The sequence below is a fragment of the Micromonospora ureilytica genome (assembly GCF_015751765.1).
In the GTDB taxonomy this organism is placed as follows: Bacteria; Actinomycetota; Actinomycetes; order Mycobacteriales; family Micromonosporaceae; genus Micromonospora; species Micromonospora ureilytica.
On sequence record NZ_JADOTX010000001.1, the window covers coordinates 6,296,166 to 6,308,865 of the forward strand.

7 protein-coding genes are annotated in these 12,700 nt (G+C 67.7%); all 7 read left to right on the forward strand.

Annotated elements, in window-relative coordinates; genetic code table 11:
* The first annotated feature begins 257 nt into the window (after positions 1-257).
* The 7 genes from rpoB (at position 258) to fusA (ending at position 12,685) form a co-directional block, all read left to right on the forward strand.
* Positions 258-3,689, forward strand: a complete 3,432-nt coding sequence (gene rpoB / locus IW248_RS28935; protein ID WP_124816383.1) for a DNA-directed RNA polymerase subunit beta — start codon at positions 258-260, stop codon at positions 3,687-3,689.
* 80 nt (positions 3,690-3,769) lie between these two features.
* Positions 3,770-7,657 (forward strand): DNA-directed RNA polymerase subunit beta', encoded by a 3,888-nt coding sequence (locus tag IW248_RS28940; RefSeq protein WP_196929469.1) that lies wholly within the window; start codon positions 3,770-3,772, stop codon positions 7,655-7,657.
* A gap of 95 nt (positions 7,658-7,752) precedes the next feature.
* Positions 7,753-8,121 (forward strand): hypothetical protein, encoded by a 369-nt coding sequence (locus IW248_RS28945; RefSeq protein ID WP_124816387.1) that lies wholly within the window; start codon positions 7,753-7,755, stop codon positions 8,119-8,121.
* 616 nt (positions 8,122-8,737) lie between these two features.
* Positions 8,738-9,160 carry a hypothetical protein gene (locus tag IW248_RS28950; RefSeq protein WP_307788291.1) on the forward strand — a complete coding sequence of 141 codons (423 nt, stop codon included), beginning with the start codon at positions 8,738-8,740 and terminating at the stop codon, positions 9,158-9,160.
* Between the two features lie 507 nt (positions 9,161-9,667).
* Positions 9,668-10,042, forward strand: a complete 375-nt coding sequence (gene rpsL, locus IW248_RS28955; RefSeq protein ID WP_007465318.1) for a 30S ribosomal protein S12 — start codon at positions 9,668-9,670, stop codon at positions 10,040-10,042.
* 1 nt (position 10,043) lies between these two features.
* On the forward strand, positions 10,044-10,514 hold the full coding sequence (gene rpsG / locus IW248_RS28960; RefSeq protein WP_030489583.1) for a 30S ribosomal protein S7: 471 nt from the start codon (positions 10,044-10,046) through the stop codon (positions 10,512-10,514).
* 74 nt (positions 10,515-10,588) lie between these two features.
* Entirely contained in the window at positions 10,589-12,685 is a 2,097-nt protein-coding gene (gene fusA, locus IW248_RS28965) for an elongation factor G (RefSeq protein ID WP_196929470.1), read from the forward strand.
* Positions 12,686-12,700 lie beyond the last annotated feature (15 nt).

Consider the following 12,700-nt stretch of genomic DNA (forward strand, 5'->3'; position numbering starts at 1 on the left):
GTAACCCGAGCGGCCCAGTGGGGAGTTGCGTTCTGAGCGGCCCGGCAGACCCCGGTTGACGGGGGCCGAGGCGCGCTCCGCAAACAACCTGCGGGGTGGGCTGGACAGCGGTTAGCCTCTCGGCTACACTGCTAGTTTGCGCTGCCTTCCGACTTGACCCCTGCTCGGAAATGTCCGTTTACGGATATTTCTGGTGGGGTCATTGGAGTGCACGCGTACCAGCCGTTCTGCAGCACCGGTCCTCGGAAGGACGCATCTTGGCAGCTTCCCGCCCTGCGAAGACCAGTCGTACGTCGAGCGCATTCGCTCCCCGCCGAGTTTCATTCGGCAGGATCACCGAACACCTCGAGGTCCCCAACCTCCTTGCCATCCAGAACGAGTCCTTCGACTGGCTCGTCGGCAACGAGGGTTGGCAGGGCCGGTCGGCGGACGACCCGCACGCACGCTCGGGTCTCGCGGAGATCCTTGAAGAGATCAGTCCCATTGAGGACTTCTCCGGCACCATGTCGCTCTCCTTCTCAGCGCCGCGCTTCGACGAGGTCAAGGCCTCGATCGAGGAGTGCAAGGAGAAGGACCTGACCTACTGCGCTCCGCTCTTCGTGACCGCGGAGTTCACCAACAACACCACTGGCGAGATCAAGAGCCAGACGGTGTTCATGGGTGACTTCCCGATGATGACGCCCAAGGGCACCTTCGTCATCAACGGCACCGAGCGCGTCGTGGTCAGCCAGCTCGTCCGGTCTCCGGGCGTGTACTTCGACAAGCAGCCGGACAAGACCTCCGACCGCGACCTCTCCAGCGTCAAGGTCATCCCGAGTCGGGGTGCCTGGCTGGAGTTCGACATCGATAAGCGCGACACGGTCGGCGTACGCATCGACCGCAAGCGTCGGCAGGCCGTCACCGTCCTGCTCAAGGCCATCGGATGGTCGGCCGAGCGGATCCGTGAGAAGTTCGGCTGGTCCGAGCTGATGATGACCACGCTCGAGAAGGACCACATCGCCGGCGCCGACGAGGCCCTGCTCGACATCTACCGCAAGCTGCGCCCTGGCGAGCCGCCGACGCGCGAGAACGCCCAGACCCTGCTCGACAACCTCTTCTTCAACCCGAAGAGGTACGACGTCGCCAAGGTCGGGCGCTACAAGTTCAACAAGAAGCTCGAAGTTGGCGTGCCGATCACCACCGGCACGCTGACCGAGGACGACATCGTCGCCACCGTGGAGTATCTGTGCCGGCTGCACGCCGGTGAGGACGGCTACGAGGCCGACGACATCGACCACTTCGGCAACCGGCGCCTCCGTACCGTGGGCGAGCTGATCCAGAACCAGGTTCGGGTCGGCCTGTCCCGGATGGAGCGGGTCGTCCGCGAGCGGATGACCACGCAGGACGTCGAGGCGATCACCCCGCAGACCCTGATCAACATCCGCCCGGTGGTGGCGGCGATCAAGGAGTTCTTCGGGACGTCCCAGCTGTCCCAGTTCATGGACCAGACCAACCCGCTGGCGGGCCTGACCCACCGGCGTCGGCTGAGCGCGCTCGGCCCGGGTGGTCTGTCCCGGGAGCGGGCCGGCTTCGAGGTCCGCGACGTGCACCCGTCCCACTACGGCCGGATGTGCCCGATCGAGACGCCGGAAGGCCCGAACATCGGCCTGATCGGCGCGCTGTCCACCTTCGCCCGGGTCAACCCGTTCGGCTTCATCGAGACGCCGTACCGGAAGGTCGTCGAGGGTCGGGTCACCGACCAGATCGACTACCTGACCGCGGACGAGGAGGACCGGTTCGTCAAGGCCCAGGCCAACGCGCGCCTGAAGGCTGACGGCACGTTCGCCGAGGAGCGGGTGCTCTGCCGTCGTAAGGGCGGCGAGACCGAGGACGTCCTCCCCGGTGCCGTCGACTACATGGACGTCTCGCCCCGGCAGATGACCTCGGTCGCGACCGCCATGATCCCGTTCCTCGAGCACGACGACGCCAACCGGGCACTGATGGGCGCGAACATGCAGCGCCAGGCTGTGCCGCTGGTCAAGGCCGAGGCGCCGCTCGTGGGTACGGGCATGGAGTACCGGGCCGCGGTCGACGCTGGCGACGTGGTGGTCGCCGAGGTCGGCGGTGTGATCGAGGATCTCTGCGCCGACTACGTCACCATCCACCAGGATGACGGCCACCGCCGGACGTACCTGCTGCACAAGTTCCGCCGCTCCAACGCCGGCTCCTGCGTCAACCAGAAGCCGGTGGTCTTCGAGGGCGACCGCGTCGAGGCCGGTCAGGTCATCGCCGACGGTCCGTGCACCGACGAGGGCGAGATGGCACTCGGACGCAACCTGCTGGTGGCGTTCATGTGCTGGGAGGGCCACAACTACGAGGACGCGATCATCCTGTCGCAGCGCCTCGTGCAGCAGGACGTGCTCACCTCGATCCACATCGAGGAGCACGAGGTCGACGCCCGGGACACCAAGCTCGGTCCGGAGGAGATCACCCGCGACATCCCGAACGTCAGCGAGGAAATGCTCGCTGACCTCGACGAGCGCGGCATCATCCGGATCGGTGCCGAGGTCGTCCCCGGTGACATCCTGGTCGGCAAGGTCACGCCCAAGGGTGAGACCGAGCTGACCCCGGAGGAGCGGCTGCTCCGCGCGATCTTCGGTGAGAAGGCGCGTGAGGTTCGGGACACCTCGCTGAAGGTGCCGCACGGCGAGACCGGCACGGTCATCGGTGTGCGCACGTTCTCCCGCGAGGACGGCGACGAGTTGCCGCCGGGTGTCAACGAGCTGGTCCGGGTCTACGTCGCCCAGAAGCGCAAGATCCAGGACGGCGACAAGCTCGCCGGTCGCCACGGCAACAAGGGCGTCATCTCCAAGATCCTGCCGATCGAGGACATGCCGTTCCTTGAGGACGGCACCCCGGTCGACATCGTGCTCAACCCGCTCGGTGTGCCGAGCCGGATGAACATCGGCCAGGTTCTGGAGACCCACCTCGGTTGGGTCGCCAAGACCGGTTGGAAGGTCGAGGGTGACGACGCCGACTGGAAGCGTCAGCTGCGCTCGATCGACGCGCATGAGTCCGAGGGCGACACCAACGTGGCCACCCCGGTCTTCGACGGTGCCCGCGAGGAGGAGATCTCCGGTCTGCTCGAGTCGACCCTGCCCAACCGGGACGGCAAGCAGCTGATCGGGCGTACCGGCAAGGCGCAGCTGTTCGACGGTCGTTCCGGTGAGCCGCTGCCGGACCCGATCGCGGTCGGCTACGTCTACATCCTGAAGCTCAACCACCTGGTCGACGACAAGATCCACGCTCGTTCGACCGGCCCGTACTCGATGATCACGCAGCAGCCGCTGGGTGGTAAGGCGCAGTTCGGTGGTCAGCGTTTCGGTGAGATGGAGTGCTGGGCGATGCAGGCGTACGGCGCTGCCTACGCCCTGCAGGAACTGCTCACGATCAAGTCCGACGACGTGCTCGGCCGCGTGAAGGTCTACGAGGCCATCGTCAAGGGCGAGAACATCCCGGAGCCGGGCATCCCGGAGTCGTTCAAGGTGCTGCTCAAGGAGCTGCAGTCGCTGTGCCTCAACGTTGAGGTGCTCTCCAGCGACGGTGTGGCCCTGGAAATGCGCGAGACCGACGACGAGGTGTTCCGGGCCGCTGAGGAGCTGGGCATCGACCTGTCCCGGCGCGAGCCGAGCTCGGTCGAAGAGGTCTGAGGTGAGCGGTCGGGGGCCGGCTCGCCGGCCCCCGACCCCACCCGAGAATTAGCAGTACAGACGACGACATAGGGGACATAGTGCTCGACGTCAACTTCTTCGACGAGCTGCGCATTGGTCTCGCCACCGCCGACGACATCCGTCAGTGGTCGCACGGCGAGGTCAAGAAGCCTGAGACGATCAACTACCGCACCCTGAAGCCGGAAAAGGACGGGCTCTTCTGCGAGAAGATCTTCGGTCCGCAGCGGGACTGGGAGTGCTACTGCGGTAAGTACAAGCGCGTCCGGTTCAAGGGCATCATCTGTGAGCGCTGTGGCGTCGAGGTGACTCGCTCCAAGGTCCGCCGTGAGCGGATGGGGCACATCGAGCTCGCCGCTCCGGTGACCCACATCTGGTACTTCAAGGGCGTTCCGAGCCGGCTGGGCTACCTGCTGGACCTCGCCCCCAAGGACCTCGAGAAGATCATCTACTTCGCCTCGTACGTCGTGACGAGCGTGGACGCGGAGTCGCGTCACCGTGACCTCTCGACGATCGAGAACGAGATCCTGGCCGAGAAGCGGCAGTCCGAGAACAGCCGCGACTCGGAGATCGAGAAGCGGGCCGCCAAGCTCGAGGCCGACCTGGCCGAGCTGGAGGCCGAGGGTGCCAAGGCGGACGTCCGGCGCAAGGTCAAGGAGGGCGGAGAGCGCGAGATGCGCCAGATCCGCGACCGGGCCCAGCGCGAGATCGACCGCCTGGACGAGGTGCTGGACACCTTCCGCAAGCTGGAGCCGAAGCAGCTGGTCACCGACGAGCTGCTCTACCGCGAGCTGCGCGACCGGTTCGGTGAGTACTTCACCGGTTCCATGGGCGCCGAGGCGATCAAGGCGCTGGTCCAGAACATGGACCTCGACGCCGAGGCCGAGAGCCTGCGGGAGACCATCCGGTCCGGCAAGGGCCAGCGGAAGATCCGGGCGCTCAAGCGACTCAAGGTCGTCGCGGCGTTCCTGAACACCCGCAACTCGCCGCTCGGCATGGTGCTGGACTGCGTCCCGGTCATCCCGCCGGACCTGCGCCCGATGGTGCAGCTCGACGGTGGCCGTTTCGCAACCTCGGACCTGAACGACCTGTACCGCCGCGTGATCAACCGGAACAACCGCCTCAAGCGGCTGATCGACCTCGGCGCGCCCGAGATCATCGTCAACAACGAGAAGCGGATGCTCCAGGAGGCCGTCGACGCGCTGTTCGACAACGGCCGTCGCGGCCGGCCGGTCACCGGCCCGGGTAACCGCCCGCTGAAGTCGCTCTCCGACATGCTCAAGGGCAAGCAGGGCCGGTTCCGCCAGAACCTGCTGGGCAAGCGCGTCGACTACTCCGGCCGTTCGGTCATCGTGGTCGGCCCGAAGCTCAAGCTGCACCAGTGCGGTCTGCCCAAGCAGATGGCGCTGGAGCTGTTCAAGCCGTTCGTGATGAAGCGGCTGGTCGACCTCAACCACGCGCAGAACATCAAGTCCGCCAAGCGGATGGTCGAGCGTCAGCGCCCGGTCGTGTGGGACGTGCTGGAAGAGGTCATCGGCGAGCACCCGGTGCTGCTCAACCGTGCACCGACCCTGCACCGCCTGGGTATCCAGGCCTTCGAGCCGCAGCTGGTCGAGGGCAAGGCGATCCAGATCCACCCGCTGGTCTGCACCGCGTTCAACGCCGACTTCGACGGTGACCAGATGGCGGTGCACGTGCCGCTGTCCGCCGAGGCTCAGGCCGAGGCACGGATCCTGATGCTGTCGTCGAACAACATCCTCAAGCCGGCCGACGGTAAGCCGGTCACCATGCCTACCCAGGACATGGTCATCGGTCTGTACCACCTCACCCACCTCACCGCCGGTGAGAAGGGCGAGGGCCGGGCGTTCAGCTCGGACGCCGAGACGCGGATGGCCTTCGACAACGGCGAGCTGCACCTGCAGGCGCCGGTGAGGATCCGCCTGCGTGGCGTGGTCGGTGTCGACAACGGTGCCGGCGCCGAGGCGTGGACCGCCCCGGAGGGCTGGGTCGAGGGTGACCCGCTGACCGTGGAGACCACCCTGGGTCGGGTGCTGTTCAACGAGACGCTGCCGCAGGGCTACCGCTTCGTGAACTACGAGATCCGCAAGGGTCAGCTCTCCGCGATCGTCAACGACCTCGCCGAGCGCTTCCCCAAGGTGGCGCTGGCCGCCACCCTGGACGGGCTCAAGGAGGCCGGTTTCCACTGGGCCACCTGGTCCGGCGTGACGATCGGCATGGAGGACGTCATCGCTCCGCCGCGCAAGGCGGAGATCCTGGCGAAGTACGAGAAGGACGCCGACCAGATCGACAAGCAGTACCAGCGTGGTCTGATGACCGCCGAGGAGCGTCGCGGCGAGCTCATCGAGATCTGGACCAAGGCGACCAACGAGGTCGCCAAGGAGATGGACACCGCGCTGCCGCAGGAGAACCCACTGTGGAAGATGATCAACTCGGGTGCTCGCGGTAACCTGCTCCAGCTCCGGCAGATCGCGGCGATCCGTGGTCTGGTGGCCAACCCCAAGGGCGAGATCATCCCGCGGCCGATCAAGGCCAGCTACCGGGAGGGTCTGTCCGTGCTGGAGTACTTCATCTCCACGCACGGTGCCCGTAAGGGTCTCGCCGACACCGCGCTGCGGACCGCCGACTCGGGTTACCTGACCCGTCGTCTGGTGGACGTCTCGCAGGACGTCATCATCCGCGAAGAGGACTGCGGCACCGACCGGGCGATCCCGATGCAGATCGGCGAGAAGCTGGACGGCAAGCTCGTCGTCCACACCCACGCCGAGACCAGCGTGCACGCCCGGACCCTCGCCGACGACATCAAGGGGCCGGACGGCACCGTGGTCGCCGAGCGCGGTCAGGACATCAACTCCATCGGGGTCGACAAGATCGTCGCCGCTGGCGTGGAGACCGTCCGGGTGCGCAGCGTGCTCACCTGCGAGTCGAAGCTGGGCGTCTGCGCGGCCTGCTACGGCCGGTCGTTGCCGACCGGTAAGTCGGTCGACATCGGCGAGGCGGTCGGCATCATCGCCGCCCAGTCCATCGGTGAGCCTGGTACGCAGCTGACGATGCGTACCTTCCACACCGGTGGTGTCGCGGGTGAGGACATCACCCAGGGTCTGCCGCGTGTTCAGGAAATCTTCGAGGCTCGGGTCCCGAAGGGCAAGGCGCCCATCGCCGACACCCCGGGTCGGATCCGGATCGAGGACGGCGAGCGCTCGCGCAAGATCATTGTGGTGCCGGACGACGGCAGCGAAGAGATCGTCTACGACAAGATCTCGAAGCGGGTCAAGCTCCGTACCCACGACGGCGGTCACGTCGCGGTCGGCGAGAAGCTGACCGAGGGCACCATCGACCCGCACGAGTTGCTGCGGATCATGGGTCCGCGGGCGGTCCAGGTCCACCTGACCAGTGAGGTCCAGGAGGTCTACCGCTCGCAGGGTGTGCTCATCCACGACAAGCACATCGAGATCATCATCCGCCAGATGCTCAAGCGGGTGACGGTCATCGACTCCGGCTCGACCGAGTTCCTGCCGGGTGTGCTCGTCGACCGGGCGCTGTTCGAGTCGGAGAACCGCCGGCTCGTCTCGGAGGGCGGCGAGCCCGCCGCCGGTCGTCCGGTGCTGATGGGTATCACCAAGGCCTCGCTGGCCACCGACTCCTGGCTCTCGGCGGCCTCCTTCCAGGAGACCACCCGGGTGCTGACCGACGCTGCGATCAACTCGCGCAGCGACTCGCTGGTCGGCCTCAAGGAGAACGTGATCATCGGAAAGCTCATCCCGGCTGGTACCGGCATCAGCAAGTACCGCAACGTCCGGGTCGAGCCGACCGAGGAGGCCAAGGCCAAGGTCTACTCGATGACCGGTTACCCGGAGACCGACTACGGCTTCGGGCCGGCCAGCGGGCAGGCAGTGCCGCTGGACGACTTCGACTTCGGGTCGTACCGCTAAAGCACCAGTCACACGACGAGGCCCCCGGTGAAAGCCGGGGGCCTCGTCGTGTCCGTGCCCACCCACCCCCGGGTCGGGTTCGGCATGATGGGGGGATGACGACCGCACCCGGGCAGGTGTCCGTCGCCCAGCAGGGCCTGCGCCACCCGCTGGACCCGGACCCGGCCCGCGCCACGAAGGCACGGGCGGTCTTCGCGCTGGGCCTGCTCGGCATGCTGACCGGGCTGTTCATCGGTGGCGTGGTGCCGGCCACTGTGGCCCTGCAACTGGCCCGGCAGGCCCGTCGCGAGGCGTACGCCTCGGGGGGTTTCCTGACCGGCAGCGTCTGGCTGCGACGGGGGGAGTGGATGGCCTGGACCGGCCTGGTGCTGGTCGCGGTCAGCGTGGTGGCCGCGGTGGTCATCGGGGTGGTCCGGTTGGCCGGCGCCCCGTTCGGTCACGACTACCCGGCGAACATGGACTGAGCCGCCGGTGGCGGCCGCGCCCGGCGCGGGTGGCAACGCTCGCGGCGGTAGCCTGGCCGATGTCCGCCGTGTGGCGGCGACGGCCTTTCGACAGGAGGACCTCGTGACGGACCCGGCGCGGCCCCCTGCGGACGACGCGGCGCGGCCCCCTGCGGACGACGCGGCGCGGCCCCCTGCGGACGACGCGGCCGGCCCTGCGAAGGAGCCGGCTCCTCCGTCCGAGCCGAGTGACTGGGCGCGACCGGGTCCGAGCGGCGAGCCACACCCGCCGGTGTCACCCCCGGACGCGCCGCCGCCTTCGGCACCGCACCCCGACTGGGGTCCGACCGGCTGGAGTCCGACCACGGCGCCCGGCTCCGGCCAGCCGTACCCGGTCTCCAGCGCGCCGACCTCGACGCCGCAGGGCTGGGGCCCGCCGCCGTCCGGGCCCGGTGTGCCGCCCGGCTGGGGCCCGCCGGCAACTGGACCGGGAGTGCCGTACGGCTGGGGTCCGCCGTCGTCGGGGCCGGGTGTGCCGCCCGGGTGGGGTCCGCCGTCGTCCGGGCCCGGTATGCCACCCGGGTGGGGTCCGCCGTTGGGGCAGGCTCCCGGGTGGGGTGGCACGCCGGGGCGTTCGGTGGCGCCACCCACCGACGACCAACGCCGGCCGCCGAAGCGGGTGGAGAGGGTTTCGGGTACGCCGTTCGGCGTCGTGCACCTGGACGTGGCACCGGTCACCTCGGGGCTCGCCATCGGTGCGTTGGTGGCGGGGATCGCCTCGGTCCTGGTCTCGCTGTTGGTGATCTGTTTCGGAGTGGCCTTCAAGAACGACGGCGGGGCCTGGGCCTCCGGAGCGTTCGCCGCGCTGGGTGTGCTGGCCGGCGGTGCGGCGGTCGTCATCGGGCTGCTCGGCCAGCGGCAGATCCGCCGGCCGACCGCGCCCTCGGCGGTCCAGTTCACCGGCCGCGGGCTGGCGATGGCCGGGATCAGCTGCGGCGCGGCGGGGGGACTGCTCAGCGTGCTGGGCCTGGGTCTGGCCCTGCTTCTCACAGTGACGTGAGGGTGATCACCGAGAGATCCGGCACCTGACCGGAGTTTCCCGCGGAAGGCTTCCGGTCCCCCCGGGGGCGATGGGTGCTTCTGCGGGGAAGCCGGTACACTTGTATTCGTAGGTGCCCATCGCGGGCGACGGGGCAGGACGAGATCCGGCCGGCGGGTGTGAGACGGTCGCCGGGCCATTCCGTTTTGACCTGGGCGGTTGTGGTAGGTACTCTTTCCCCTTGTGCCCGGGCCTGCCCGGGCAACTCGTGCGTGCGCTGTTTCCGGCTTACGGACGGCGGCACGACAAGCCAAAGATCCGGGGCGGGGCGACCCGCGCGCCGGTGACAAACCCGGTACGCACGCGAAAGCGTCGCAACGGGGCCGTGACGAGGGCGACACGCCCGACCGCGGGTGCCGGGGTCTCCGCAAGGCGACCCTGGTCGGAATGTAGGAGAGCCGGTCATCAGGCCGGCTAACGAGCAGACGGCGCGGCCGCGGATGCGGCCGAAGGGAGCGGAGAAACCCGGTGCCCACGATCCAGCAGCTGGTCCGAAAGGGCCGCCAGGCGAAGACGACCAAGACCAAGACCCCGGCGCTGAAGGGTTCCCCTCAGCGGCGCGGCGTGTGCACTCGCGTGTACACCACCACCCCGAAGAAGCCGAACTCGGCGCTGCGCAAGGTCGCTCGCGTGAAGCTCAGCAGCCAGATCGAGGTGACCGCCTACATCCCCGGCGTCGGTCACAACCTGCAGGAGCACTCGATCGTGCTCGTTCGCGGTGGCCGGGTGAAGGACCTTCCCGGCGTGCGTTACAAGATCGTTCGCGGCTCGCTGGACACCCAGGGTGTCCGCAACCGCAAGCAGGCGCGCAGCCGTTACGGCGCGAAGAAGGAGAAGAGCTGACATGCCGCGTAAGGGACCCGCTCCGCGGCGGCCACTGGTCGCTGACCCGGTGTACAACTCGCCGCTGGTCACCCAGCTGGTGAACAAGATCCTGCTGCGCGGCAAGCGTCAGCTCGCCGAGACCATCGTGTACGCGGCCCTCGAGGGCTGCCGCGAGAAGTCCGGCACCGACCCGGTCGTCACCCTCAAGCGGGCGATGGACAACGTCAAGCCGACCCTCGAGGTGCGCAGCCGTCGTGTCGGTGGCGCCACCTACCAGGTTCCGGTCGAGGTCCGCCCGACCCGGGCGACCACCCTGGGCCTGCGCTGGCTGGTCACGTACTCCCGCGCCCGCCGCGAGAAGACCATGGTCGAGCGGCTGATGAACGAGCTGCTGGACGCGAGCAACGGCCTCGGTGCCGCCGTCAAGCGGCGCGAGGACACGCACAAGATGGCCGAGTCGAACAAGGCCTTCGCGCACTACCGCTGGTAACACCCTGGTTCCGGCGCCTCCGGGCGCCGGAACCGCCACCAGTTGAGTCGAGACGACGATAAGTAGGGATTGAAGTGGCCGCCGCAGACGCGCTCGCCAAGGTACGCAACATCGGCATCATGGCGCACATCGATGCCGGTAAGACCACGACCACCGAGCGAATCCTGTTCTACACCGGCATCACGTACAAGATCGGTGAGGTCCACGAGGGCGCTGCCGTCATGGACTGGATGGAGCAGGAGCAGGAGCGTGGTATCACCATCACCTCCGCTGCTACCAAGTGTGAGTGGAAAGACCACACGATCCAGATCATCGACACGCCTGGCCACGTCGACTTCACGGTCGAGGTCGAGCGGTCGCTGCGGGTCCTGGATGGTGCGGTCGCGGTTTACGACGGTGTCGCCGGCGTGGAACCGCAGACGGAGAACGTCTGGCGGCAGGCCGACAAGTACAACGTCCCGCGTATGTGCTTCGTCAACAAGCTCGACCGGACCGGCGCCGACTTCTTCCGCTGCGTGCAGATGATGATCGACCGGTTGAACGCCACCCCGCTGGTGCTGCAGATCCCGATCGGGCTCGAGGGCGACCACATCGGTGTCGTCGACCTGATCGGCATGCGTGCGCTCACCTGGCGTGGGGAGACCCAGAAGGGTGACGACTACGCCATCGAGGAGATCCCGGCCGACCTGGCCGACTCCGCGGCCGAGTGGCGCGAGAAGCTGATGGAGACCCTGGCCGACGTCGACGACTCGGTGATGGAGAAGTACCTGGAAGGCGAAGAGATCTCCGCCGCGGAGATCAAGGCCGCCATCCGGCGTGCCACCATCGCCGGTAAGGCCAACCCGGTGCTGTGCGGCTCGGCGTTCAAGAACAAGGGCGTCCAGCCCATGCTCGACGCCGTGGTCGACTTCCTGCCGTCGCCGCTGGACGTTCCGGCGATCGAGGGCACGGCCACCGACGGCGAGACCCCGCTGCTGCGTAAGCCGTCCAACTCGGAGCCCTTCTCCGGCCTGGCCTTCAAGATCCAGACGGACAAGCACCTGGGCAAGCTCACCTACGTGCGGGTCTACTCCGGCACGCTCGATTCCGGTTCCCAGGTGGTCAACTCCACCAAGGACCGCAAGGAGCGGATCGGCAAGATCTACCAGATGCACGCCAACAAGCGGGAAGAGCGTCCGACGGCGCAGGCCGGCGACATCATCGCCGTGCAGGGTCTCAAGCAGACCACCACCGGCGACACTCTCTCCGACCCGGCGAACCCGGTCATCCTGGAGTCGATGACGTTCCCGGAGCCGGTCATCTCGGTGGCGATCGAGCCGAAGACCAAGTCCGACCAGGAGAAGCTGGGCACGGCCATCCAGCGCCTGGCCGAGGAGGACCCGACCTTCCGCGTCCAGCTGGACGAGGAGACCGGTCAGACGGTCATCTCCGGCATGGGTGAGCTGCACCTGGACATCCTGGTCGACCGGATGCGCCGCGAGTTCAACGTCGAGGCCAACGTCGGCAAGCCGCAGGTGGCGTACCGCGAGACCATCCGCCGCAAGGTGGACAAGGTCGAGTACACCCACAAGAAGCAGACCGGTGGTTCCGGCCAGTACGCCCGCGTGATCGTGAGCGTCGAGCCGCTTCCGCTGGACAACGACTCGCCGACCTACGAGTTCGCCAACGGCGTCAGCGGCGGCCGCATCCCCCGGGAGTTCATCCCCTCGGTGGACGCCGGTGCGCAGGACGCGCTGCAGTACGGCATCCTGGCGGGCTTCCCGCTGGTCGGCGTGAAGCTGACCCTGCTGGACGGCCAGTACCACGAGGTCGACTCGTCGGAAATGGCATTCAAGATCGCCGGCTCGATGGTGATGAAGGACGCGGCCCGCAAGGCCGATCCGGCACTGCTCGAGCCGATGATGGCCGTTGAAGTCACCACTCCTGAGGAGAACATGGGTGACGTCATCGGTGACCTCAACTCCCGCCGCGGCATCATCCAGGCGATGGAGGAGCGCAGCGGCGCCCGCATCGTCAGGGCTCTGGTGCCGTTGTCGGAGATGTTCGGCTACGTCGGCGACCTGCGGTCGAAGACCCAGGGCCGGGCTAGCTACAGCATGCAGTTCGACTCCTACGCCGAGGTTCCGCAGAGCGTCGCGAAGGAGATCATCGCAAAGGCAACGGGCGAGTAGCTCCCTGAGCAGGTG